General features: G+C 70.8%; 20 protein-coding genes. 6 read left to right on the forward strand and 14 right to left on the reverse strand.

Translation table 11 applies throughout. The features are described from left to right. The first annotated feature begins 176 nt into the window (after positions 1-176). A complete protein-coding gene (locus C6N31_RS35670; protein WP_138356559.1) occupies positions 177-494 on the forward strand; it encodes an SCO5918 family protein in 318 nt (105 codons plus the stop codon). A gap of 189 nt (positions 495-683) precedes the next feature. On the opposite strand, the gene C6N31_RS35675 is transcribed toward C6N31_RS35670, so the two are convergent. From C6N31_RS35675 to C6N31_RS35700, 6 genes are all read right to left on the reverse strand, one after another. After that, positions 684-1,112 carry an ATP-binding protein gene (locus tag C6N31_RS35675; RefSeq protein ID WP_244809478.1) on the reverse strand — a complete coding sequence of 143 codons (429 nt, stop codon included), beginning with the start codon at positions 1,110-1,112 and terminating at the stop codon, positions 684-686. 681 nt (positions 1,113-1,793) lie between these two features. Next, positions 1,794-1,994, reverse strand: a complete 201-nt coding sequence (locus tag C6N31_RS35680; protein WP_138356557.1) for a hypothetical protein — start codon at positions 1,992-1,994, stop codon at positions 1,794-1,796. A 525-nt stretch (positions 1,995-2,519) separates the two neighbouring features. Next, positions 2,520-2,864 carry a MerR family transcriptional regulator gene (locus tag C6N31_RS35685; RefSeq protein WP_138356556.1) on the reverse strand — a complete coding sequence of 115 codons (345 nt, stop codon included), beginning with the start codon at positions 2,862-2,864 and terminating at the stop codon, positions 2,520-2,522. Positions 2,865-4,064: 1,200 nt separating this feature from the next. After that, complete coding sequence (locus C6N31_RS35690; protein WP_381586037.1) at positions 4,065-4,502, reverse strand: DUF2267 domain-containing protein; 438 nt, start codon at positions 4,500-4,502, stop codon at positions 4,065-4,067. A 58-nt stretch (positions 4,503-4,560) separates the two neighbouring features. Further along, complete coding sequence (locus C6N31_RS35695) at positions 4,561-4,956, reverse strand: DUF2267 domain-containing protein (protein ID WP_198359081.1); 396 nt, start codon at positions 4,954-4,956, stop codon at positions 4,561-4,563. 92 nt (positions 4,957-5,048) lie between these two features. Then, positions 5,049-5,480 (reverse strand): Hsp20/alpha crystallin family protein, encoded by a 432-nt coding sequence (locus tag C6N31_RS35700; protein ID WP_138356553.1) that lies wholly within the window; start codon positions 5,478-5,480, stop codon positions 5,049-5,051. 128 nt (positions 5,481-5,608) lie between these two features. Between C6N31_RS35700 and C6N31_RS35705 the strand changes: the two genes are divergently transcribed. The 3 genes from C6N31_RS35705 to C6N31_RS35715 all read left to right on the forward strand — a co-directional run bounded on the left by C6N31_RS35705 (position 5,609) and on the right by C6N31_RS35715 (position 8,389). Continuing rightward, entirely contained in the window at positions 5,609-6,295 is a 687-nt protein-coding gene (locus C6N31_RS35705; RefSeq protein ID WP_198359082.1) for a type III effector protein, read from the forward strand. Positions 6,296-6,571: 276 nt separating this feature from the next. Next, positions 6,572-7,531, forward strand: coding sequence for an ATP-binding cassette domain-containing protein (locus C6N31_RS35710; RefSeq protein ID WP_138356551.1), 960 nt, complete (start codon positions 6,572-6,574; stop codon positions 7,529-7,531). A gap of 42 nt (positions 7,532-7,573) precedes the next feature. Continuing rightward, a complete protein-coding gene (locus C6N31_RS35715; RefSeq protein WP_138356550.1) occupies positions 7,574-8,389 on the forward strand; it encodes an ABC transporter permease in 816 nt (271 codons plus the stop codon). 100 nt (positions 8,390-8,489) lie between these two features. Here C6N31_RS35715 and C6N31_RS35720 read toward each other — a convergent pair whose 3' ends face one another. After that, a complete protein-coding gene (locus tag C6N31_RS35720) occupies positions 8,490-11,648 on the reverse strand; it encodes an AfsR/SARP family transcriptional regulator (protein ID WP_307811582.1) in 3,159 nt (1,052 codons plus the stop codon). Between the two features lie 124 nt (positions 11,649-11,772). Between C6N31_RS35720 and C6N31_RS35725 the strand changes: the two genes are divergently transcribed. Then, the gene (locus C6N31_RS35725; protein WP_198359083.1) at positions 11,773-12,198 is read left to right on the forward strand and encodes a hypothetical protein; all 426 of its coding nucleotides are present in this window, start codon (positions 11,773-11,775) and stop codon (positions 12,196-12,198) included. Positions 12,199-12,334: 136 nt separating this feature from the next. On the opposite strand, the gene C6N31_RS35730 is transcribed toward C6N31_RS35725, so the two are convergent. Beyond that, complete coding sequence (locus C6N31_RS35730) at positions 12,335-13,168, reverse strand: alpha/beta fold hydrolase (RefSeq protein WP_138356548.1); 834 nt, start codon at positions 13,166-13,168, stop codon at positions 12,335-12,337. A 180-nt stretch (positions 13,169-13,348) separates the two neighbouring features. On the opposite strand from C6N31_RS35730, the gene C6N31_RS35735 reads away from it, so the two are divergent. Next, a complete protein-coding gene (locus C6N31_RS35735; RefSeq protein WP_232486068.1) occupies positions 13,349-15,724 on the forward strand; it encodes an immune inhibitor A domain-containing protein in 2,376 nt (791 codons plus the stop codon). 225 nt (positions 15,725-15,949) lie between these two features. Here the strand turns inward: C6N31_RS35735 and C6N31_RS35740 are convergent, their stop codons facing one another. From C6N31_RS35740 to C6N31_RS35765, 6 genes are all read right to left on the reverse strand, one after another. Further along, positions 15,950-18,286, reverse strand: a complete 2,337-nt coding sequence (locus tag C6N31_RS35740) for a collagenase (RefSeq protein ID WP_138356564.1) — start codon at positions 18,284-18,286, stop codon at positions 15,950-15,952. A 211-nt stretch (positions 18,287-18,497) separates the two neighbouring features. After that, a complete protein-coding gene (locus C6N31_RS35745; protein WP_138356546.1) occupies positions 18,498-19,547 on the reverse strand; it encodes an ABC transporter ATP-binding protein in 1,050 nt (349 codons plus the stop codon). Beyond that, positions 19,544-20,635: an ABC transporter ATP-binding protein gene (locus C6N31_RS35750; RefSeq protein WP_198359084.1), complete on the reverse strand. Its 1,092-nt coding sequence runs from the start codon at positions 20,633-20,635 to the stop codon at positions 19,544-19,546. The genes C6N31_RS35745 and C6N31_RS35750 overlap by 4 nt, the downstream gene beginning before the upstream one ends. Continuing rightward, positions 20,635-21,621: an ABC transporter permease gene (locus C6N31_RS35755; RefSeq protein ID WP_138356544.1), complete on the reverse strand. Its 987-nt coding sequence runs from the start codon at positions 21,619-21,621 to the stop codon at positions 20,635-20,637. The genes C6N31_RS35750 and C6N31_RS35755 overlap by 1 nt, the downstream gene beginning before the upstream one ends. Continuing rightward, positions 21,618-22,589 (reverse strand): ABC transporter permease, encoded by a 972-nt coding sequence (locus C6N31_RS35760; RefSeq protein WP_198359085.1) that lies wholly within the window; start codon positions 22,587-22,589, stop codon positions 21,618-21,620. The genes C6N31_RS35755 and C6N31_RS35760 overlap by 4 nt, the downstream gene beginning before the upstream one ends. Positions 22,590-22,602: 13 nt before the next feature. Then, positions 22,603-24,348 carry an ABC transporter substrate-binding protein gene (locus tag C6N31_RS35765; RefSeq protein ID WP_138356542.1) on the reverse strand — a complete coding sequence of 582 codons (1,746 nt, stop codon included), beginning with the start codon at positions 24,346-24,348 and terminating at the stop codon, positions 22,603-22,605. Positions 24,349-24,408: the final 60 nt, after the last annotated feature.

The following is a 24,408-nucleotide window of genomic DNA, read 5'->3' on the forward strand; positions in this document are numbered from 1 at the left end:
GGTCACGCCCGTCGAGTGCACACAAAGTTCATGGGTACCACAACTGCAACTGGCAACAAGGTAGCACGACACCGGCCCTCGTGCCGGATTTCCCACCGGCGGGTTGATCTTCCCGTCGGTGGTCCGGGTGTGGGACTCTGAGGTATCCGACTGCCCCCTCTCCTTGCTGAGGTCCTATGCGTTGCGTCATCGCCGGCTGTTCCTTCGATCTGGTCAAGAGCGAAGTGCAGGACAGGATGCGGGGCGTCAAGCCCGAAGCGGTCACGGGAGAATCCGTGATCATCAGCCGTCGCACCTACCCCGTGAAACAGGTGGGCCAGATCCTCACCCGGCAGGACCGGCGTGACTTCACCGCCGAGCAGATCACCCGGGCCATGACCCGACTCGGCTTCACCTGCCGTCCCGCACCCGAGGCCGCTGCGGTAACTGCCACCGCTGTTCTCAGCCCGCTCCAGGCCGCAGTAGCGATGCTGGGCACACCCGCTTACAGCTGACCGGCCCCACCTCACCCCATGCGACCTCGGCAGGAGCGGCCCCAACCCTCTCGTCGCCGGCTGGCGCCACGCAGGCCGCCATCCCGCTCCGCGATACCCGGCGCACCGTAACCTGCCGAACGGTGCCCCGAAGTGGCCGAGTGCCTGCCAGAAGGGTTCCGGAAGCGACAGCGCTGCCCCCAGCTACCGTTACGGGGCGCCAGGAACCGACAGGACGGCCCGTATGCGCTTGCCTACCGGTACCCGCTCCACCGTCACCTGCACACACAGCCGGTTCACGATCTCCAGACCGTGACCGCCGGCCCGGGACGGATCGGGCGGGAACACGACCGGCAGAGCGGTACTGGAGTCCCATACCGTCACCACCACGCTGCGAGGGCTTCCCTCCAGTTCCAGCAGGGACGGGCCGTGCGCGTAGCGTTCAGCGTTGGTCAGCAGCTCCGTGACCACGAGCCTCACGTCGAAGCGGAATCGCTCGCTCAGGGTTGTGGCGAGATCCGCGGCCAGACAGTCAAGGAATTCATCGGCCAGTAGCCGGGCGGCACCCAGACCGCCGGGCTCACTGCCGTAATTCCCGGCCCGGTACACCACCCCCAACCCCACCAACCCCTCGAACACCGTTACAGCGGCGGGAGAATCAGCTCCGGCCGGATGAGCCCTCATCCATCCCCGCCCTCGAGGAGCGAAGAGCATCGCGCGATGCACCAACGTCTCCCCCTCGGCTACCCCGCTGAGTGCCCCGCAGCCCACCTACCACCCCACTCGCGGTCTCCGACACCCATTCGGTGCAACCTGGCACGCCTTCGGGCCCCGTTCCGTCAGGGGGTGGCGCCCTCCGGAATCGTGAGTTCATGACCGCACGCGAAGCGCATCACGCGCTGCTTCGGCTTGAGCTCAGCGCTACCGCCCCGGGCGCAGGCGGGGCACACCGCCGAAGTTCCGTTGCAGTACGCCGAGCGCACGCCCGTCCACTCCGCATCCGTCAGTTCCCGCATCATCAGCTACCGCCCGCCTCCGGGAAATGGGTTCATCGGGAACACGGTAGCCATCGGCCCACCTCCCCCGACGGCGGCTCCGGCGGGATATTCCCCCGGGTGCCACCGCTTGCTACCGATCAGCGTGGGAGCACTCCCCGCGCCCCGATAAGTTCTTGTGCATGCCGGACAGGACACCGCCGATCCAGACCTTTACGACCGGGGCGGTGGACGACGGCGACAAGCTGAGCAATAGCGAGAGCATGGTCCTGGCCCACACCAGCCATGCCGCCACGGGGCCCTTCTCGGCTTCCGGCCCCTGTGGTCACGGGCTGCGGTCACCACGGGCGTGATCGCGTTGTTCCTCGATGAGGTCGAGCTGGGCCTTGAGCCCGACGGCAGTCGCCGCTGAGGCCGACTCGTCCGCGAGAGCCGTGACCAGAGCGTCGAGAGCAGCCCTCGCGCCCATCCCGGGAACCAGGCGATGCCACTCCCGCACAGGGCGGATCAGCTCGCTGTCATCCACGCTCGTGCCCCACCAGGTTCATGGAGGAGAGCGGCCCGGGCCCGTGGTCGCCACGAGCACGCCCGGCCGGCCGGGGCGCGATCACCGTTCGAAGTACCGGCATGTCGGCAACCGGGCCGGGCCACCGCCGGTGCTCAGACCCCGACCGTTTCCACCACGCACGTGCCACCACCGGCGGACGAGCGCCCCACGCAACAGCGGCTCACCTACGAGCACAACCCTCCCGCCACTGGCCTCACCACCTGCCGTGCACCGACAACCGCACAAACCCATGACCTCCTGCAGCACTGTCACCCCGAACAACGACCACACCCCCCAGCGGTAACCACCTTCCCCTCGCTATCACCCCACCGCGGTGCCGGCCACCACAACGACGTGCGGGACCTGCTGAACGATGGGCGGGACAGCGTCCCGGTGGTTGATCAGCGCCCTGCGCACCGATGACGTGATGCGATGCGCAGCAAGCGGCAGCTTCCCGCGGAGGGTGTCAGGTTCGGGGCCCGCTACGTGCCCGGGTTCTTGGGCTCAGGCGGCGGGATTGCCGGGCCGGTTGCGCAGCTGTTCGTTGAGGGCCAGGGCCTCTTCGAGCTGGTCCTCCAGCGCCACGATGCGGCAGGCGGTTTCGATGGCGGTGCCCTGGTCGACGAGCTCGCGGGCACGGGCCGCGATGCGCAGCTGGTAGCGGGAGTAGCGGCGGTGGCCGCCCTCGGACCGCAGCGGGGTGATCAGGCGGGCTTCGCCGATCGCACGGAGGAACGCGGCGTTGGTGCCGATCATCTCGGCGGCGCGACCCATCGTGTAGGCGGGGTAGTCCTCGTCGTCGAACCGGTCGGACGGGCTCGCGGGGCTCGCGGGGGGTTGTTCGGTCATTACGCCTCTTCGTGTCTGATGGTCATCTGGCCTCCTGGACAAACGCGTGGAGGGGCCCCGGAGCCGTACCTGGCTTCCGGGGCCCCATGGGGCGGATCAAACACCATCTACATCTACCGGCTTGTGCCTGCCGGTCCTGCCGTATCCGCACTGGCGCGTCGGGGGAACACGGGGCGCGGGGATCTTGAATGCTTGACCGGGGACCACCTTCCAATCCGGGGCCTTGCGAGTGCCCGCACACACCTGCCGTGCGGGCGATCCTGATGGTGTCGCTCCGAACCTTCCTGCTCGTACCTGAAACGATGAAAAGCTACTGACCTGCTGGTACTTCAGATACTGCGGTCCTGCGATCACAACGGAACTGCACTTCACACGCTGCGTTTCACAAGTTGTGACCTGCGCGGCAGCCCCTCATGGGCCGCCCAGCCCGGCAATCAATCCCTACGGCCCTCCCACATGAAGCGGCCGCCGGATTCCACTGCCGTGCCGTACCTACGGGAACAACCGAACTGCTGGTAGTGCGATCTGCTGATGGCCTTCACCGCACCACCCTCCGACAGCCAGCCCCGTCGCCCGTCCTGCATGTGCCCTGGCTTAGAACCCCACTGCCGAACCTCCCGGTGCGCGCGTCCGCAGCCGACGCCTTCACCGAGGTACCGCTCACTGACTTCACTGCTGGGTACTGCGAACTGCACTTGCGGGTACTGCCACTGCGTTACCGCTCACGGCGGCCCCTGATCACTGCGGGCCACCCGGTCCGGTCGTCAGTCCCGTCGCCGTCCTGCACCTGCTCTGGCTTCGCGACTCCACCACCGCACCGCCCTGCGAACTACACCTGCAACTGCGTACTACTGCCTGGCAGTTCATCTCTGCCGGGCCGTTCTTGATCTCGGCTACGAGAGAAACCATAACCACACCGCCGCCCAATGTCTACTCCAGCCATCACAGATTTTCGGGTACCCGACGGTGAGGTAGTCGCTTTCGAACAGAACAGCGACACGATTGACGGGTATCGGAGGGACGGGAGGTTTCGGCCGGCCCATGGTCAACCGCCTCGCGCACGCCACCGCCGTGACCCACCGGCCGGCGGGTGGGAAGACGGTGAGTGCCGTTCTCGCCCGGTAGTACCACGATGACCGTGCAGCCGATTCGTGTGATCGCTGGGTCCTGGGCGGTGCCGTGCGCGCGACGGTGGGCTCCTTATGCGGCCTGGGTGAGTTCGGCGCGGCCGAACAACAGGGCGTAGCCGTTGGGGAGCTGCTTCAGGATGCGGGTGATCAGGTCGGGGTCGGCCAGAGCGGTGACGGCGGCCAGGACGGAGCCGGTGTCCCAGCGGGTGGTGGCGGGGGTGGCGCCGGTGCGGTCGGCGAGGTCCTGGACGAAGGCCCATCCGGTCAGGGGTCGGTGGGCGGGGATTTGGGCGGTGAGGATGCAGGCGGCCTCGAAGGGCAGGCGGGCGGCGAGTTCGACGCGTTCGTCGCCTGTCAGCTGGCGGCCGAGTCCCGAAAGGACGACGCGGACGGCTTCCTCGGCCCGCTCCCGAGTGGGGTAGACGCCCTCGTAGCGGACTTTCTCCAGCATCTGCTCGTAGGTCATGGCGGTTGGGTGCTGGAGCGGTGCGCGCAGGTCGGAGATCACTGCGGTGGCTGCCTTTCTGTATCCGTGGTGGTGGTGCCGGCACCCGGCGGGTGGGTGGTCAGATGGGTTGGGGGCGGCCGAACAGGAGGTCGTAGCCCGCGGGGAGTTGGAGCAGGACCTCGTGGAGCAGGTCGTCGTCGGTCGCGTCGGCGACGGTACTGAGGACGGCGCTGACGTCCCAGGCCGCGGTCGTCTCGGTGGCTCCCTCGATCCAGGCCGCCGCCGCCCGCAGGAACCGCTCCGGTGGGAGGGGTTCAGCGCTCTGCAGCGGGTTGAGCAGGATCAGGGCGAAGCCTTCCGGCAGACGCGCCGCCAGGTGGGCCCGCACCTGGCCGACCAGGTGGGCGCCGAGCAGGGCGAGCACCACGCGGGTCGCGCGTTCCGCCTCCTGGCGGCTGCCGTATTCGCCGCGTTCGGTCACCTGGTCGAGGAATGCTTCCCATCGCAGGGCCATGTCGGCCGCCGCCCTTCCTTCGTCCGGTGCGGAGGACGATCGAGAGGGGCACGTGCCCGTCCTCCGCCGCGTCGGTCCCGGCCGGCGCCGGGTCAGCCGGAGATCTGCTGGCGGGAGGAGCCACCGCCGATGGCGATCTTGCGGGGCTTGGCGCGCTCGGCGATCGGGATGCGCAAGGTGAGTACCCCGGCGTCGTAGTCGGCCCTGATGCGCTCGGTGTCCAGGGTGTCGGCCAGCACGAGCTGGCGGGAGAACACGCCCAGCGGCCGTTCCGACAACTCCATCGCGACGTCGTCGGCTTTCGCCGCGGGCCGGCGCTCGGCCTTGACGGTCAGCATGTTCCGCTCGACGTCGATGTCGATCGACTCCGCGCTGACACCGGGAAGGTCGAACGCCACCACGTACTCGTCGCCCTCGCGGTAGGCGTCCATCGCCATCGCGGAAGGCCGCGTCCAGGTACCGGAGCCGGTCAGCTGCTGGGCGATCCGGTCCAGCTCGCGGAAGGGGTCAGTGCGCATCAACATTGCGAAACACCTCCAGAAGGTTCGGGCAGTAGCTGCCAATGCGCTGCACGGAATCCGTTGTAGCATGTCATCCAATGGATGACAAACATGGTGTCGTCCAAAGGCTGACGGTCCAGAAGGAGGTGCCCATGGCAGCCGCCGACCAACCGGCCTCTCCCCGCACCGACACCCAGAGCCCGGCTTCCTTTCTCGCCGCCGCGGCAGCCCTGGAAGCCATCGACGGTGAACTGCACGCCGCCCAGCATGAGACCCCGGGCTCCCCCGGCGCCCGCGCCCCCGCTGCCGGCCCGGAACAGGCCCTGGCCTCCCTCCTGCTGCTGCGGCAGATCCGCGAAAATCTCTCCGGATGGGAAACCGGCCTGATCGAGACCGCCCGCCATGCGGGAGCCAGCTGGGCCGACCTCGCCCACCCCCTGGGTGTGACCAGCCGCCAGGCCGCCGAACGCCGCTACCTGCGAGGCCGCCCCGGACCCGCCGGAACCACCGGCGAACAACGCGTCCAGGCCACCCGACAAGGCCGCGCCGCCGACCGCACCCTCGCCGCCTGGGCCCGCGACAACGCCGCCGATCTTCGCCGCATCGCCGCCCAGATCACCACTCTCACCGACCTCCCCACCGCGGCCCGCGGAACCCTCGGCCAGCTCGACGCCGCCCTCGCCGAGGACGACCCCGCGGCCCTCATCCGCCCCCTCAACGCCACCCGCCCCCACCTGACCACCACCCACCCCGACCTCGCCGCCCGACTCGACACCCTCTCCCGATCCGCCACCACCCCACCTCCCTCACCGAAACTCCAGCGATCTGAAACGGAGTGATCACAGGCATGGTCCCGGTCATCGGTGGTGGGCGCAGATCAGCAGACACCAACGCTGAAGGAAAGGTAGCGATTCCACCGGACCCCGCAGCACGGAACCCGACAGGCCCGGCGCCCGCTCCTCAAGGAGCGGGCGCCGGGCCTGTTCGCGTAAGCCCTGACAGCGCCTGACAACCGTCGTCGACCGTCGTCAGCGGGCTGTCCGCGGACTGTCAGCCGGGCCCGGCATCGTCATGGCCATCGAGAACGACGAGGACCTGACGAGGAGTTGTTGAACATGGGGTACGCGATCCGGGCCGAGGGACTGGTCAAGAAGTACGGCGACTTCACCGCCCTGGACGGCGTCGACCTGGAGGTGCCGGCCGGCAAGGTCGTCGGTGTCCTGGGTCCCAACGGCGCCGGCAAGACCACCACCGTGCGCATCCTGGCCACGCTGATGCGCCCCGACGCCGGGCACGCCAGCATCGGCGGCTACGACATCGTCAAGGATCCGGTCAGGGTCCGGCAGCTGATCGGGCTGACCGGTCAGTTCGCCTCCGTGGACGAGACCCTGTCCGGCGCCGAGAACCTGGTGCTCATCGGGCGGCTGCTCGGCCTGGCCCGGCGCGACGCGAAGGCGCGGGCCGCCGAGCTCCTGGAGAACTTCTCCCTCACCGAGGCGGCCCGCAAGCCGATCGCCACCTTCTCCGGCGGGATGCGGCGGCGCCTGGACCTGGCCGCCTCCCTGGTCGGCCGGCCGCAGGTGCTCTTCCTGGACGAGCCCACCACCGGCCTGGACCCGCACGCCCGGCAGGAGGTCTGGAACGTCGTACGGCAGTTGGTCGCGGACGGCTCCACCGTGCTGCTGACCACCCAGTACCTCGAAGAGGCCGACCAGCTCGCCGACTCCATCACCGTCTTCGACAAGGGCCGCAAGGTCGCCGAAGGCCGGCCCGGTGAGCTCAAGCGCCGCGTCGGCGGCCAGATCCTCCAGGTCCGGCCCGCCATGGCCGCCGATGTGCCGCAGGTGGCGCAGTTGCTCGCCGAGCTGTCCGGCCACTCCCCCGCGCAGGACTCCGGCGTGCTGACCGTCCCGGCCGACGACCCGCTGCTCGTCGCCGCGGTCGCCCGCCGCCTGGACGGCGCCGGCATCACCGCCGACGAGCTCGGCCTGCGCCTGCCCAGCCTCGACGAGGTCTTCCTCGCCCTGACCGGACACGAGCCGGCCGTCGCGGACGAGCAGCCCGTCGCCGTCTGAGCCCTTCCGTTCCCTGCAGACCTTCCCGAGAGGACCCCTGTCATGAGCACCCAGACCCTCAGCGCCCCCGCCGAGCTCCCCGGCCGTATCGGCCTCGCGCAGACCGCCCAGCACAGCCTCGCCCTCGCCGGCCGCGGCGTCATCAAGTTCATGAAGTCGCCGATGCAGCTGGTCGATGTGATCCTCACCCCGATCATCAGCCTGCTGATGTTCATCTACCTGTTCGGGGACGCCATGTCCGGCGGTGACACCCACGGCTATCTGCAGCACGTCACACCAGGCGTCATGGTCATGGCCGTCTTCCAGGCCAGCATCGGGATCGGCGCCTCGCTCAGCGCGGACGCCAGTACCGGGATCTTCGACCGGTTCCGCAGCATGCCGATCGCCCGCTCCAGCCCGCTGATCGGCGCCGTCCTCGCGGACATCGTCCGCTACGTCGCCTGCCTGGCCACCCTGGTCGTCCTCGCCCTGATCATGGGGTACCGCGTCGGGACCAACCCGGTCGCCTCGCTCGCCGCGGTCGCCCTGCTCATCGGCTTCGCGCTCAGCTTCTCCTGGATCTCGGTGTTCCTCGGCATGCTGATCAAGAACCCCGCCTCCGTGCAGGGCCTGATGACCATCCTGATCCTGCCGCTCACCTTCGCCAGCAACGTCTTCGTCTCCGACAACAAGATGGCCGACTGGCTCCAGGCCTGGTCCGACGTCAACCCCGTCTCGCTGGTGGCCGACGCGGTCCGCGGTCTGCTCAACGGCGGCCCGGTCGCCGGCTCGCTGGCCGGCAGCCTCGCCTGGATGGCCGGCGTGATCGTGGTCTTCTTCCCGCTGGCCATGCGCGCCTACCGCAAGAACGCCGGATGATCCCCCAGGTCCTCCGGTGACAAGTCCGGCCGGGCGGGGTCCGCACCCACGGGGGTGGAGCGGACCCCGCCCGGCTGTCCGCATGACCGCGGGCGCCTCGTCAGGCGCGCGGCACCGTCCGCAGGGTCTCCGCCTCCAGCCACCGCAGTGCGTCCTCGCGGGAGTGAGCGGCCCCCTCCTCGTACGCGTTCCTGAAGCCCTCCTCGCCCAGCGTCGCCACGATGCGGTCGACCAGCTCGCGCCACTCGGGCTCGCCCCAGTCGAAGGCGCCGCGCATCACCTGGCTCATGCCGAGCGATCTGGCGCCCTCCTCGGGGGCCCCCTCCAAGGTCCGCAGTCCGCCCAGCAGTTCGGCCACCCAGGCGAGCGCGGCGCCCGCGCCCTGGCCGAACAGGGCGCCGGCCGCCTCCGGCAGCAGGGTCCTGGCCCGTACGGCGTCACCCTCGGCGAGACGGTTCTCGATGCGGGTGCTGACGATCAGGTCGCGGGCGGTCTCCCTGAGGGAGGGGCGCCGGGCGCTCAGCGCCTCGAGACGGTCGAGGGTCGCGTCGGACTGCGCCAGGTCACCGGCCCTGCGGTGCACATTGGCCAGGCCCACGAGGATGTTGGCCTCCAGCCGCAGCTGTCCGCGCTCGCGGGCCTGCCGGTGCGCGGCGTGCAGATCGCGGAAGGCGCCTTCCAGGTCGCCGCTGCGCCGGCGTTCGCGGGCGAGTCTGGCCTTGCTGAGGTAGAGGTAGTCCTCGGTGCCGAGTTCCGAGCTGAGTGCCACGGTCCGTTCGAAGGTGGCGATGGCCTGCGGGTACTCGCCGCGCAGGGAGTGGTCGCGGCCGATCGGGAGCAGGCTCATCACGAGCCCCCAGCGGTCGCCCACCTCCTCGAAGCCGCGCAGGGCCTCCATCCGGGACTCGGCGCCGGTGACCAGGTCGCCCTGTTCGGTGAGGGCGAAGTCCCGTGCCAGGTGGGCGCCGGCCCGGACCCACGGGTCGGGCGAGTCGAGGGGGTCCTGGTCCGCGCTTCCGCCCGGTCCCGATCCGCGGGCGGGGAAGGAGGCCTGGGACATCCGCAGGAGCAGTACGGCCGGGTGGAACTCCCGCGCCGTCGCCGATTCCCCCTCAACGGCCGGACGTTCGCCGCCCGCTGCCCCCCGTCCGGAGTCCCCTGCCGGTACGGAATCCGGCCCGGCGGCCTCCGCCAGATGGGTGTCGAGCTGGGTGCTCATCCCCCTGATCCCCCAGTACCAGAACATCGCCCCGGCGAAGCGCGCGGCCAGGTCCCCGTCCCGGGCGTCGACGACCGAGCGCAGCGCGAGGACGAGGTTGTCGTGTTCGGCGTCGAACACCTCGATCGCGCGCAGCTGTTCGCCGGTACGGAGCCGGGGTTCGTGTTCTTCCGCGAGGGCCAGGAAGTACGCGGCATACCGCTGGATGACGGCGTCCCCGGACTCGGCGTCCGCGAGTTGCCGCGCCGCGTACGCACGGACCGTCTCCAGCATCCGGTAGCGCGGCTCGCCCAGCCGTTCGTCGACGGTGTGGACCAGCGATTTCTCGACCAGGGCGTCCAGGACGTACGGGATGTCGGCGGCCGGGAGCGACGGGTCCGCGCAGACCGCTTCGAGCGCGGGGACGGTCGCGCCGCCCGGGAACACCGACAGTCTGCGGGCGAGGATCCGCTCGGGTTCGTCGAGCAGGTCCCAGCTCCACTCGACGAGCGCGAGCAGGGTGCGCTGCCGGGGCAGGGCGGTGCGGCTGCCCGAGGCGAGGAGGCGGAAGCGGTCGTCGAGGCGGCGCGCGATCTGCTCGACGCTCATCGAGCGGAGCTTCGCCGCGGCCAGTTCGAGGGCGAGCGGCATCCCGTCGAGCCGCCGGCAGACCTCGACGACGGCGTCGAGGGTCGAGTCGTCGAGCGTGAAGTCCGGCCGGACTCCGGCGGCCCGGTCGACGAAGAGGCGGACGGCGGGCGACTGCGCGGCCTCGGCGGGCTCCGGTGATCCCATCGGGATGTCGAGGGGGCCGAGGTGGCACAGGGACTCGCCGGTGATGGCGAGGGCCTCGCGGCTGGTGGCGAGGATCCGCAGCTCCGGCAGCTTGTCGAGGAGTTCGGCGGCGAGTTCCGCGGCCGCCTCGACGAGGTGCTCGCAGTTGTCGAGCAGGAGCAGGGCGTCGCCGCTGCCGAAGAGTCCGGCCATGCGCTCGACCGGGGTGGTCCGCTGCCCCTGGCCTGCGTCGTAGAGGCGGCCGTCGGTGGAGCTGAGGGCGCCGAGTACCGCGTCGGCCAGCTGGTCCGGTGCGCTCACACCGGCGAGCGGCACGAACCAGACCCTGCCGCGGGCGTGAGCGCGGTCCCGGGTGGCCGCTTCGAGGGAGAGCCGGGTCTTGCCGGCGCCACCGGGGCCGACGATGGTGATGAGCCGATTGCGGTCCAACTGACCGGCGAGCCGCTCTAGTTCACCGTCCCGGCCGACGAAGCTGGTCAGCCGGGCCGGGAGGCGGCTCGGGGCGGTCTCGGCCCGCTCGGCCGGTGTCTCCAGCTCGCCGCGCAGCAGGACCAGATGGATCTCCCGCAGTTCGGCCGACGGATCGACGCCGAGTTCGTCGGCGAGCCGCTTGCGTATCGCCTCGTACACCGCGAGGGCGTCGGACTGCCGTCCGGCCGCGGACAGCGCCCGCATCCGCAGCCCGGCGACCCGCTCGCTCAACGGCCGTTCGGCGCCGGTCGCTTCGAGGTCGGCGAGCACCTCTCCGTACCGTCCGAGCCGCAGTTCGGCATCGCTGTGGTCCTCGGCAGCCGCGGTGCGCAGATCGTCGAGCCGGGTCGCGACGGGCCCGGCGAAGGGGGCGTCGAGGACATCGGCGAGCGCCGCGCCCTGCCACAGCCCGAGCGCCGTTCCGAGCAGCGAGGCCGCCTCGCCGGGCCGCCCGGCCGCGAGGGCCCGTCTGCCCCGGGCGGCCAGTTCCTCGAAGCGGTGGACGTCCACGTCCTCAGCGCGCACCGAGAGCCGGTAACCGCCGGATGCGGACTCCACCGTCGCGGACCCGCGCAGCGCCCTGCGGAGCCGGGACACCAGCGCCTGCAGCGCGTTGGCCGCTTCGGCGGGCGGCTCCTCGCCCCAGAGGCCGTCGACGAGCGAGTCGACGGAGACCGTCCGGCCCTCTTCGAGGGCGAGCCTGGCAAGGAGCATCCGCAGCCGGACACCACCCACCTCGACCGGCGTCCCGTCGTCGGCGTACCCCTGAACCGGACCAAGCAGCACTACGCGCACACCGCGGCCTTCCCCTCCGAACCGACCGGCTCCCGCCGTGTCGATCATTCCTCCAGCGCCGGGACAGCATCACCTACTCGAACACCCCTGGTAAAGGGCCTGCGGCAGCGGACAGCAGCTCGGTGTGCGGGCGGTGGTCGACGAGGCGACGACCACCGCCGTGGCCTTCATCCGGCCGCGGATCGCGGCCGTCGCCGGGCGGGCAGCGGTCCTTGCCGCCCACATCGAGGCGAACCTGGAGTTCATGAGCACCCACCCGGCGCACATCCGCGCGCTGGTGGACATCGCGGTGAACGCGCGGACACCGGACGGCGCACCGCTGACCGTCCAGGACGGGCCCGCGCTGGAACTGCTGGAACGCCACTTCCGGGACGGCCAGGCGGAGGGCGTGTTCCGGGACTTCGATCCGCGGGTGATGGCGGTCGGCCTGCGGGCGTCCATCGACGCGGCCGCGGGCGTGCTGGCCCGCGAGCCCGGCGCCGACCTCGCGGCGTACGGCACGGAACTGGTCGGGATCTTCGAGCGGGCCACCCAAGGGGAGATGTCATGAGCGAGGCCACAGTGGTGCGGAAGCCGGCCGGCGGACGCAAGGCGGTGATCGCGGTGCCCCTGACGATCTTCCACGTCGTTCACACCAAGCGCCGCGACCTGCGCGCCTGAGCGCCGCGCCCCTTTCCGCGGACTCCTCAGCCCTCGGAGCCGATGAATTCGCGCAGTGCCGCCGCGAGGGCCGCCGGCTGGTCCACCGGGATGAGGGTGCGGCAGTCCGGGATCTCGACGAGCCGGCCGTGCGGCAGGAGGCCGGCGAGCCGGCGGCCGTGGGCGCGGGGCATCATCCGGTCGTCCTCGGCCCACACGACCAGCGCGGGGCGGTCGAACGTCCTGAGACGTTCGGCCGCTTCGAGCATGGCGCCCTTGCGGGCGCTGAGGAGATAGCGCCGCAGATCGGCCCGGATCGCCCGGTCGGTGAGCAGCGGGCGGAGCCAGTCGTCGAGCATCTCGTGCGGCACACCGTGCACGGACATCGGACGGAAGGCGACCGGCAGCCCGCGCAGCGCCCGCAGGTTCATGAAGTGGGCGAGCGCGTACACGCCGCCCGGGATACGGCTCACGGCCGTCAGCATCTTGCCGCCGGCCCCCGGCGGGTAGTTCTCGAACGCCTCGCCGGAGGTGATGACCAACCGGCCGATCCGCTCGGGGCGTTCACCGGCGAGCACCTGGGCGTGGCCGGAGTCGTTCTCGACCAGCGTCACCCCGTCCAGCTCCAGCCGCTCCAGGAACTCCCCGACCAGCAGGGCCACGGAGCGCAGTGACAGCTCGGCCTCCGGCCGCATCGGACGGCGGTGGCCGCCGGTCGGCAGGTCCGGGATCACACAGCGGTGGTCGGTGCGCAGATCGTCGACGACCCGCTTCCAGACGGTGCCGCTCTGGCCGAGTCCGTGCAGCAGGACGACGACCGGTCCCGGCCCCCCGGTGTCCTCGAAGTCGATGGTTCCGGCGGTGAGTTCGATCCCGGGCACGTGGTTCCCCTCGCGAGTCGGCTACCGATCCCCGCGACCGTATCGCGCCCCTGTCGGACGAGTTCCGGGCGTCTCGGTGCAGCCCCTACACATCACCTTTGACATGTGAAATATTACCTGCTCTCACCGGCCCTCCCCTCCGGGAGGCGCTCCCGCAGTTCCTCCGAAAGGACCTGTACGTTGCGCAGAATCACCCTGCCCGGCATCGCGGCGCTCACCAGCGCCGCGATAGCCGGCGCGCTGCTGCTCACGGGCCCGGCCGCGGCCTCGACCGCACCACCGGCCGCCGCCCCGGGCCCCGCCGGCAGCGCCTCCGAGGACGTCCGGCACGCCGACGCCCCGTCCAGCCCGATGGACCTGCAGCGCCAGGCGCTGCGCCGGCAGGCGCTGGAGCACGTCGCCGCCGGTTCGGTGGCCCGCGCGCCCGGCGGGACGCTCCCCCACACCGTCAAGATCGGCAAGCAGTACGCCGAACTGGCCCAGGAGCGCACGGACAAGATCTTCGTCATCCTCGCCGAGTTCGGCGACCAGGTGGACAGCACCACCATGAACAACGGCCAACCCCGCTACGGCGGCGAGCCCGGCCCGCTGCACAACACCACCGGCCGCCCCGCGAAGGCCGACAACCACACCGTCTGGCGCAAGGACTTCGACCGCGCCTACTACCAGCAGCAGTTCTTCGGCGACACCCCCGGCACCGTCTCGCTGCGCAACTTCTACCGCACCCAGTCCTCCGGCCGGTACGACATCGAGGGCACCGTCACCGACTGGGTCAAGCTGCCCTGGAACGAGGCCCGTTACGGCAGTGACAACTGCCCCGAGGGCCAGCAGTGCCACAGCAACTGGGACATGATCCGGGACGCCACCACCGCCTGGTACGACGGCGAGCGTGCCAAGGGCCGCACCCCGGCGTCCATCAAGGCCCAGATAGCCCAGTACGACCACTACGACCGCTACGACTTCGACCACGACGGCAACTTCGACGAGCCCGACGGCTACATCGACCACCTCGTCGTCGTGCACGCCGGCAAGGACCAGACCTGGGGCGGCGGCACCCAGGGCACCGGAGCCGTCTGGGCGCACCGCTGGTTCGCGTACTACGACCAGGCGGGGCAGGCGGGCCCGCAGGGCAACCGGATCGGCGGCACCCCGGTCGGCGACACCGGCATCTGGGCGGGTGACTACCTCACCGGCGGCGAGAACAGCGGCGTCGGCCTCTTCGCCCACGAGTACGGCCACGACCTCGGGCTGCCGGACCTGTACGGCGCCACCGGCGACAACAGTGTCAACTACTGGTCGCTGATGTCCTCGGCCTCCTACCTCGGCAAGGGCCCGAACACGACCGGCGACTACCCGGGCGACCTCGACGCCTGGAGCAAGCTCCAACTCGGCTGGCTCGCCTACGAGGAGACCGCTTCGGCCGCCCCCGCCTCCGCCCACCGGCTCGGTGTCTCCAGCTACAACACCGCCGATCCGCAGGGGCTGCTCGTCCATCTGCCGCCGTCGACCACCACCACAGAACTCACCGACCCGTACGAGGGCGGCAAACAGTGGTGGAGCGGTACCGGTGACTTCCTCGACAGCTCACTGACCCGCACCGTCGACCTGCGCGGCGTCACCGCCCCGGCCGTTCTCGACACCCGGCTCTGGTACGACATCGAGAAGGACTACGACTTCTTCACCGTCGAGGCCTCCACCGACGGCGGAAGCCACTGGACGGCCCTGCCCGGCACCGTGGACGGCACCACGATCCCCCGCACCCCCACCGGCATCCCCGTGGTCACCGGCACCTCCGGCGCCTGGACCGCACTGAGCGTCCCGCTCGACGCGTACGCCGGACAGCAGGTACAGCTCCGCTTCCACGTCACCTCGGACAGCAACACCCACGGCAAGGGCGTCCTCACCGACGCGGTGAGCGTCAGCGCGGGCGGCACCCAGCTGTTCGCGGACGGCGCGGAGGCCGGCCCCGCCGGCTGGACCGCGCAGGGCTTCACGATCGTCACCGGCCGCACCGGCGCCACCGACCACCCCCGCGCCTACATCGTGGAGAACCGCCGCTACACCGGCTACGGCGCCTTCCTCAAGACCGGGCCCTACAACTTCGGCTGGTCGAACGACCCGAAGAACCCGGCGAAGAAGGACACCGTCGAGTTCTACCCGTACCAGCAGGGCGCCCTCATCTGGCTCTGGGACACCGCCTACAGCGACAACACCACCGCAAACCACCCCGGCGGCGGGCTGCTCCTCCCCATCGACGCCCGCCCGGCGGCCTTGCGCTACACCGACGGCACCGTACTGAACGCCCGTGCCCAGACCTTCGACGCGACGTTCTCCCTCGGCCGCACCGACCGCCTCACCTTCCACAAGGACGGCGTCCCGGTCACCGTCCCGTCCCGCGCCGGCGTCCCCGTCTTCAACGACCACACCGGCGTCTACTGGAACGCCGACCTCCCCCAGGTAGGCGTCAAGGTCCCCGACACGGGCACCCGCATCGCCGTGACGAACGAATCCCACGACGGCCGCGTCACCACCGTCCGAGTGAGCCACGTTTCCTGACCCCAACAGACGTGCCCGGCTTCCCCACGGGAGCCGGGCACGGAGGGCGATGGATACGGAGGGGGACGGGCCCGCAGGGGTAGGGGTCCGAAATGCTGCCGAGCTGTTTGTGAGCCGCCGGGCCCGTAAACAGTCGATTTCGGACCCCCACCCCGGAGGGACCGGCCCCCGGCCCCCGCACCTGCGGGGGCCGGGGGCGGCGTCGATGGGCGCCCGCGGCAGCGGTCAGCGGCGCAGCGGGCCCTCGCACGAGTAGTCGCTCGTGCCCGCCAGGCCCGACGACCACACATCCACCGACCCGAACGTGCAGTTCATGTCGGCCAGGTTGTTCGCCGCCGCTCCCGCCCGGTCGAGGAGGAAGTAGTCGACGGTCTCCGACATGTCCTTGAAGACCCGGTCGGGGTTGCCGGAGTCGGAGAGGTTGGCCGTGACGCGGCCGGTGCAGGTGAAGCGGACCTTGTTGTCCCAGTCCGCGTTGTCCTTGCAGACAGGGGTGTTGGCGGTGGCCGCGGCGAACGCCGCCTGCACTTCGGCGGCCGTGGCGAACGTCAGCGACCCGTTGGCCGTGTACTGCGTGTCGGGCACGTACAGCGTCGCGACCTGGGCGATCTGCCGGTCCAGGAAGGCGTCGTACTCCCGCTGGAGCGCGGCGTCGGCGCCGGTTCTGGTGCGCCAGGCGTCGAAGCCGGCCGGGTCGTCGGCCCGCTCGTAGCCGTACATCTCGCGCAGCAGCGTCGGGTGCTCGGTCCACAGGAACTCGAAGAACGTGCCCGCGTAGTCGTAGAAGCGGAATCCGTCGCCGTCGTAGGTGGCGTGCAGCAGCTGGTCGACGCTCATCCGCGGGCCGCCGCCCGCGGTGTCGTCGATGACGCCCTGCACCAGGGACTTGCGGACCTTGATGCCGTCGTCGCGGGTGCCGCCGTCGAAGAACTCGGCGGTCCCCTCGTCCATGGCGGTGGTCAGGTCGTTGGAGTACCAGCGGGTGTCACCGAAGGTGCCGGGGACCGCCCAGCGGCCGTTGAGGTAGTGGGTGTACTCGTGGCGGAACAGCTCCTCCAGGGTGAGCGAGGAGTCCTGCGGCACCCGGCGCTGGTAGGTGTAGAAGGTGGCGCCGTCCTCGATGTAGATGCCGCCGTTCTTGGTGCCGTAGCCGGTGAGCAGCGGCTGGAAGACCTCGTAGTCGGCGCGCGACGCGTACAGGTGGATGTGCAGGGTGGTGTTGGTGTCCCCGGCCAGCGGAGTGGAGGTGCCCAGGACGCGCAGGAACTGGGTCTTGACCTGCTTGCTGGCGTAGTAGAGCTGGTCGACGGTGGCCTGGTCGAGGCCGGTGTGGACCTCGATGGCGCCGTTGTCGTACGTGTAGGTGTGGGGGAAGAGCATCGCCTCGATCTGAGCCTTGCAGACGTTGAACCGCGCGCAGTCGTCGTAGTAGTTGAGCCAGGACGCGGCGCTGACCCAGGGCGGGCTCATCCTGCCGAAGGCCGCCTCGGTGGTGCCCAGCAGCGTGCCGAGGTCGTTGACGATCGCCGGCTTGAGGGCGTCGATCTGGCCGAACCGGCCGTACTCGCCGACCGCGTCGCGCGCCACCCAGTCGTTGGTGGTGCCCTTGAGGTGGCCGTAGCCGCCGAACACCCGGAAGGCGCCGCGGTAGGCGGCGTCCGCGGTGGCCGCCGCGCGGAAGGCGGTGTCGTTGTTCCCGGGGTAGACGCCCAGGTAGTTGACGGACAGGGCGGCGAGGACGGCGCCGCCCCAGTCGGCGCTGGTGGCGGTGGCCGCGCCCGGGGCCATGGTGGCGAGCACCTTCTTGATCAGCGGGAGCTGGTACTGGCGCAGGCCGGGCGCGCTGGCGGCGTAGAGCGCCTCGCGCAGCGTCTGGGCGTTCTGCTTCGTCGCGTCGAAGGTGCGCAGAGCGGTCCCGAAGGCGGCGATGGCCTTCTGCATGGCGGCGACCGTCGGGGCGTCGGTGACGTCGATCTCGGTGTGCGAGTAGTCGTGGTACGCGACGGCGTGCAGATACGTGAACATCTCGTACAGGTTGTTGGCGTTGGTGCCCCGGTGTTTCGGCGCGAGCAGGGCTATGCGCTGGGAGACGGCCTGCACATGAGCGTCGGACATGACGGGTATGAGGCGTGGGTCCCAGGTCCAGAGCAGCTTGCTCAGACAGTTCTCCACGGAGACGGTGTAGTTGTCGGCGAGGAAGTCCGCGAAGCGTTTCGGGCTCAGCTTGGTGATGGCGTCGAGGGTGCAGGGCACGGTGCCGCCCAGCGCCTTCGCCGGAGCGGCCGGCTTGGCGCGGGCGGCCACCGCCGGGCCGCCCGCCGGTGCGGACTGGTCGCCGGGCAGCTTGCCCTCGGCGTGCGCGCCACCGCCGGGGGCGGGCGCCTGGTGGGGGGCGACGGTGCCGGCCTTGGCGAGCCGCTGGACCTCGTCGAATGGGTTGCCGTCGGACGCCCGGGCCCCCGCGCCCGGCGCTCCGGCGAAGGTCGCCGGGACGGCCGGAGCGGCGGGAGCGGCCTGCGGACCTGCCGGACCTGCCTGCCCCGCCTGGGCGACGTTCATCATCGGCAGGGTCAGGGACGCCGACAGGGCGGCGACGAGCAGGCTCTTACACACGGCGCGGGTGGTGCGGGCAGTGCCGGTGGTGCGGGTGCTTCCCGCGGGACGTGCGGAACGGGCGTGGGACACCAAGGACTCCTCGGAGTGGGGTGGAGTGGGTGGGACACCATCGGTAGGGGCCGTTCGTGATCGGCCGGCCAGGCCCTGGGGCGTGTCTTCACAGCCCCGTCCGGCCGGCGGGCGCGGGCTCCGGGAAGTGGCAGGCGGCCTGCCGCTGTCCCGGGCCGGCGATCTGCAGCAGTGGTGCTTCGGTGCGGCAGATCTCCCGCGCCTTGTGGCAGCGCGGGTGGAAGGTGCAGCCCGCCGGCGGATGCGCCGGGCTGGGGGGATCGCCGAGCAGCACGATCCGTTCACGGGCCCGCTCCGCCGCCGGGTCGGGCAGCGGTACGGCGGACAGCAGGGCCCGCGTATAGGGGTGGGCGGGAGCGCCGTAGACCTCGGCCTTGTGGCCGATCTCGACGATCCGGCCGAGGTACATCACCGCGACGCGGTCGCAGACCCGCTTGACGACCGACAGGTCGTGCGCGATGAAGAGGTAGGCGAGGCCGAGTTCGCGCTGCAGGGTCTCCATCAGGTTGACGATCTGGGCCTGGATGGAGACGTCGAGCGCGGACACCGGCTCGTCGGCGATGATCAGCCGCGGCCGGGTGGCGAGCGACCGGGCGATGCCGATGCGCTGCGCCTGGCCGCCGGAGAACTCGTGGGGGTAGCGGTCGAGATGCTCGGGGATGAGGCCGACCAGCTCCATCAGCTCGGCGGCCCGTCTGCGGGCGTCGGCCGCTCCACTGCCCTGCGCCAGCATCGGGTCGGAGATGATGCGGGCGACCGTCTGCCGGGGGTTGAGGGACGAGAACGGGTCCTGGAACACCATCTGCACATGGCGCCGTACCGGACGCAGGGCGCGCGCGGACAGATGGCTGATGTCGCGGCCGTCGAAGGTGACGGAGCCCGAGGTGGGCTCCAGCAGCCGGACGATCATCCGCCCGGTGGTGGACTTCCCGCAGCCCGACTCCCCCACCAGGCCCAGCGTTTCGCCCGCGTTGATGTCGAACCCGACGCCGTCCACGGCCCGGACGGGGGCGCCCGCGCGCCCGCCGCGGGTGCGGCGGCCGGGGAACGTCTTGACGAGATCGCGGACGGACAGCAGCGGCGGCGCTCCGCCGTCCGCCGGGCCGCCGGGGGCGGCGACCGTCTCCAGGGCGCTCATCGTGATCCTTCCGGGGCCGGAGTCGGGGCCGGAGCTGGAGCTGGAGCTGGGGCCGGAGCTGGAGCTTTGGCCGGAACGGCGGCAACCGCTTCCAACGGGTAGTGGCAGGCCACGCGATGCCCGCCGGCCGATGACGCCGCCAGGCCGAAGGCCGGACGCTCCGAGGCGCACCGGTCCCGTTCCGCCGCGCTCCCGGCCGCCGCCCGCGGGCAGCGCGGCACGTACGGGCAGCCGGGCGGTGGCGCGAGCAGCGAGGGCGGGCTGCCCGGGATGGCGCGCAGCGGCGCGTCGTCGGTGTCGTCGAGCCGGGGCAGCGAGTCGAGCAGCCCGCGGGTGTAGGCGTGCGCGGGCGCGGTGAACAGCTGGTCCACCGGCGCCTGTTCCGCGGCCCGGCCGCCGTACATGACCAGCACCTCGTGGGCGACGCGGGCGACGACGCCCAGGTCATGGGTGATCATCACGACGCCGAGGCCGCGGTCGGCCTGGATGCGGGCGATGAGTTCGAGGATCTGCGCCTGCACGGTGACGTCGAGCGCGGTGGTCGGCTCGTCCGCGATCAGCAGGTCCGGTTCGCAGGCCAGCGCCATGGCGATCATGACGCGCTGCCGCATGCCGCCGGAGAACTGGTGCGGATGGTCCGCCGCCCGGCGGGCCGGCTCCGGGATGCCGACCTCGCCGAGCATCTCGACGGCCCGCCGCCGGCCGACCGCGCGGCTGGCCTTGAAGTGCACCCGGTAGTGCTCGGCCACCTGCTCGCCGACCGTGTAGTAGGGGTGCAGGCTGGACAGCGGGTCCTGGAAGATCATCGCCATCCGGCGGCCGCGCAGCCGGTTCAGTTCACGGTCGGGCAGCGCGGTGAGCTCCCGGCCGTCGAGCGCGATGGATCCGCTGACGGTCGCGTCCCGGTGCAGGCCCATGACGGCCAGCGAGGTGACGGACTTCCCGGAGCCGGACTCGCCGACGATGCCCAGCGTGCGGCCCGCCTCGACGGTGAAGCCGATGCCGTCGACGGCGCGGACCGGGCCCGCCGGGGTGGGGAACGTGACCTGGAGGTCACGGACTTCGAGCAGGGGGCCTGGCGCGGCCATCAGTACCTCACTCTCGGGTCGACAAGGGCGTAGAGGAGGTCGACGACCAGGTTGGCGATGACGATGAAGAACGCCGCCAGCAGGGTGACGCCGAGGATCACGGGTTGGTCGGAGCGGACCAGCCCGTCGTAGAAGAGCCGTCCGACGCCCGGCAGTCCGAAGATGGACTCGGTGATGACGGCGCCGGCCAGCAGGCCGCCGAGGTCCATCCCGAAGAGGGTGAGGATGGGCGTCATCCCGGAGCGCAGCCCGTGCTTGACGATGACGGTGCGCTCCGGCATGCCCTTGGCGCGGGCGGTGCGGATGTACGGCTCGGCCATCGCCTCGATCATCGAACTGCGGCTCTGCCGGGCGTACATGGCGGCGTAGAGCAGGGCCAGTGCCAGCCAGGGCAGGATCAGGTTGGAGGCCCAGTCGAGCGGGTCGGCGGTGAAGTCGGTGTACGTCGGGTACGGCAGCAGGCCGGCGATCCTGATCACGCCGTAGATCAGCATCACCGAGGTGAAGTAGACCGGCATGGAGGCCGCCGCGACCGCGCCCACCATCAGGGTGCGGTCGACGAGGGTGTCCTTGCGCAGCGCGGCCGTCACACCGGCGCCGAGGCCGAGCAGCAGCCACAGCGCGGACGCGCCGACGGCGAGCGAGACCGAGACCGGCAGCCGGTCCATCAGCAGGTCCCAGACCGGGACGGAGTTCTCGTAGCTGTAGCCGAAGCAGGGGAATCCGCAGTGCAGCGCGTGCGGCCCCTCCCCCAGGGTGCGGCCGGAGAAGATTCCGGTGAGGAAGTCGCCGAACTGCCGCCAGACCGGCTGGTCCAGGCCCATGTAGTGGCGGACCAGTTCGAGGCGCTCGGGACTGCAGCTCTTGCCGCAGGCGGCCGCGGCCGGGTCGGAGGGCAGGACGTAGAAGATGGTGAAGGTGATGGCGGAGATCGCGAAGAGCACGCCGGCGACTCCGGCGAACCGGCGGGCGAGGTAGAGGATCACCTGCGGCCTCCCCGGGGATCGAGGATGTCGCGCAGCGCGTCGCCGAGGAGGGTGAAGGCGAGGACGGCCAGGAAGAGGAAGAGGCTGGGGATGATGAAGTACATCGGGTCGGTCTCGTAGAACGCGACGCTGTCCGCGATCATCTGGCCCCAGGAGGGCGTGGGCGGCCGGACGCCGACGCCCAGATAGCTGAGGGCGGCCTCGGTGCTGATCATGCCGGGGATGAGCAGGGTGGTGTACGCGATGATCGGCCCGGAGACGTTGGGCAGGATCTCCCGGCCGAGGATGCGCCAGGCGCCGGAACCGCCCACCCGGGCGGCCTCGACGTATTCACGGTGCTTGACCGAGAGCGTCTCGCCGCGGACGACGCGGGCGATGCCGGGCCAGCCGAAGACGCCGATGATGGCGGTCATCAGGAAGATCCGGTTGACGTCCTGGGCCACCGACATCATCGCGATCATGAAGATGAGGGACGGGAAGGACATCGTCAGATCCATCAGACGGCTGAGCACGGCGTCGGTGCGGCCGCCGAAGTAGCCGGCGGCGATCCCGGTGGCGGTGCCCGCGAGGACGACCACCGCGGTGGCGCTGAGCGAGATCAGCAGCGAGACCTGGGCACCGTTGACGACCCGGGCGAACAGGTCGCGGCCGGTGACGGGTTCGACGCCCAGCCAGTGGTCGGGGCCGATTCCGCCGAGCGCCCCGAGCGGCAGGCCGCCGAGGTAGGGATCGACGGCGGTCTGGTCGAACTCGGTGGGCGACCAGCCGCCGAGCGCGCTGAGCAGCGGCGCGCCGGCGGCCATCACGACCAGCAGCGCCACGACCACCAGGCCGAAACGGGCGGCGGGCCGGCGGCTCAACTGCCGCCAGGCGAGCCGCCACGGCCCGTACCCGGGCGCGGCTCCGGGTGCCGCTTTCGGGGCGGGTTCAGGGGGAGGTACCCGGTCGGGCACCGTGAGGGTGGCCATCGCCGTACGCCCCTCAGCCCTGGCTCTTGGACGGGTCCTTGAGGCCGATGGCCGCGTAGTCGAGCTGGCCCGACCACACCGGGTGGCCGAAGGCGCCCGCGATGTTGGTGCCGACCAGCAGCGGCTTGCGCTCCAGCATCAGCGGCACGGCCGGGGACTTGGCCATGATCTGCGCGTCGAGGTCGATCCAGGCCTGGTTGGCCTTGGCCGCGTCGGACATCGCGGCGATCTCGTCCATCCGCTTCATGACCGCGTCGTCGCGGAACTGCGAGTAGTTGCCCTGGTTGCCCTTGTCCCTGATGGTGCGGCCGTCGAAGACGAAGGGCAGGAAGGTGGAGCCCGACGGGTAGTCGGGGCACCAGCCGGCCATCACCATGTCGGGCGCGCTCTTGATGTCGCCGATCGACTCGTAGTAGGCGGACGGGTCGACGGTGTTGATGGTGACCGCGACCCCGACCCGGGACAGACCCTGCTGGATCGCCTCGCCCCTGGTCTTGTCGCCGGTGGAGACGGTGAAGGTGGCCCCGAAGCCGCCGTCCTTGCCGGCCGCCTTCAGCAGGTCCTTGGCCTTGGCGACGTCGCCGGCCGGCGCGATCTTCAGGGTGTCGGCCTGCTTGGCGCCGGTGAGGGCCGGCGGCAGATAGGCGGTGGCGATGTCGTTGAGCGCGGGGCCGCCGGACGCGGTGAGCAGCGACGCCTTGTCGACCGCGTACTGCATGGCCTCACGGACCTTGGGGTCGTTGAACGGGGCCTTGCTGGTGTTGAGCTGCAGCATCCCGGTGCAGCCGGATGACTCGGCGATCAGCCGGCCCTTGACGTCGGCCTTGGGCAGCACCTTCGGCGCGCTCTCCGGCCGCATGTTGGACCACTCGATCGTGGAGGCGTCGCCGCCCGCGGAGGCGATGACGCGGTCGTCGACCTGGCCGCCCTTGAGCCCCTGGACGAACACGAAACGGTCCGGGTACGCCTTGCGGACGGTGTCGGTGGCGGCGTCCCAGTTCGTGTTGCGGACCAGGACCAGCTTCTTGCCCCGGTCGTAGCTCTCGACCTTGTACGGGCCGGAGGAGAACGGCCGGGCGTCGTACTGCGCGCCCTTCTCCTGGGCCTGCGGTACGGGCGAGAAGGTGGGCAGCGTGGCCGTGGAGGCGAAGTCGGCGACCGGGCGCTTGAGCTTGAAGACGATGGTGAGGTCGTCGGGGGTCTCGATGGAGCTGAGGTGCTTGCCCGTCAGGGGGCCCTGGTAGCCCTTGGTGTCGGCCAGGTACTGGGCGGCGTAGTCGGGTCCGCCGGTGAGGTCGGGGGAGAACGACCGCTCGACGTTGTACTTGACGTCCTTGGCGGTGATCGGGGTGCCGTCCTCGTACTTCAGGCCCTTCTTGAGGGTGAAGGTCCACACCTTGCCGCCCTCGGTGGGCGTGCCGAGGTCAGTGGCCAGGTCGGGGACGATCTCGCTGCCGGCCTTGCCGGGCTCGCTCTTGAAGGTGGTCAGGGTCCGGTAGAGCAGCCGGATCCCCATGTCCATGTTCGGCATCGTCCAGTTGCGGGCCGGGTCCAGGTGCGAGAAGTCCTGGTTGGACAGGACGGTGAGGGTGCCGCCCTTCACCGGGGTGCCGCCGACGACCTGACCTTCGTTGGCCGCTGCCGGGTTCTTCCCCTTGCCGCTCCGACTGCCCTTCGCATCGTCGGAACAGCCCGCGAGACCGAGGGTGAGGGACGCCAGGAGGGCGGTGGACAGGGCGAGTTGGGTGCGCTTGGTCATATGAGTCACTCCGCTGAGAAGAACGGCACTCTAAGATGTGACCCGTAACATAGTAATGTG

The organism is Streptomyces fildesensis, assembly GCF_016107395.1.
GTDB lineage: Bacteria > Actinomycetota > Actinomycetes > Streptomycetales > Streptomycetaceae > Actinacidiphila > Actinacidiphila fildesensis.

Excerpts from the sequence above, each read along its gene's own strand:
- C6N31_RS35685 (WP_138356556.1), bottom strand. The coding sequence starts at position 2,864 with ATGACCGAACAACCCCCCGCGAGCCCCGCGAGCCCGTCCGACCGGTTC.
- C6N31_RS35750 (WP_198359084.1), bottom strand. The coding sequence starts at position 20,635 with ATGGCCGCGCCAGGCCCCCTGCTCGAAGTCCGTGACCTCCAGGTCACG.
- C6N31_RS35760 (WP_198359085.1), bottom strand. The coding sequence starts at position 22,589 with ATGGCCACCCTCACGGTGCCCGACCGGGTACCTCCCCCTGAACCCGCC.
- C6N31_RS35700 (WP_138356553.1), bottom strand. The coding sequence starts at position 5,480 with ATGTTGATGCGCACTGACCCCTTCCGCGAGCTGGACCGGATCGCCCAG.
- C6N31_RS35745 (WP_138356546.1), bottom strand. The coding sequence starts at position 19,547 with ATGAGCGCCCTGGAGACGGTCGCCGCCCCCGGCGGCCCGGCGGACGGC.
- C6N31_RS35740 (WP_138356564.1), bottom strand. The coding sequence starts at position 18,286 with ATGATGAACGTCGCCCAGGCGGGGCAGGCAGGTCCGGCAGGTCCGCAG.
- C6N31_RS35715 (WP_138356550.1), top strand. The coding sequence starts at position 7,574 with ATGAGCACCCAGACCCTCAGCGCCCCCGCCGAGCTCCCCGGCCGTATC.
- C6N31_RS35705 (WP_198359082.1), top strand. The coding sequence starts at position 5,609 with ATGGCAGCCGCCGACCAACCGGCCTCTCCCCGCACCGACACCCAGAGC.
- C6N31_RS35695 (WP_198359081.1), bottom strand. The coding sequence starts at position 4,956 with ATGGCCCTGCGATGGGAAGCATTCCTCGACCAGGTGACCGAACGCGGC.
- C6N31_RS35710 (WP_138356551.1), top strand. The coding sequence starts at position 6,572 with ATGGGGTACGCGATCCGGGCCGAGGGACTGGTCAAGAAGTACGGCGAC.
- C6N31_RS35670 (WP_138356559.1), top strand. The coding sequence starts at position 177 with ATGCGTTGCGTCATCGCCGGCTGTTCCTTCGATCTGGTCAAGAGCGAA.
- C6N31_RS35765 (WP_138356542.1), bottom strand. The coding sequence starts at position 24,348 with ATGACCAAGCGCACCCAACTCGCCCTGTCCACCGCCCTCCTGGCGTCC.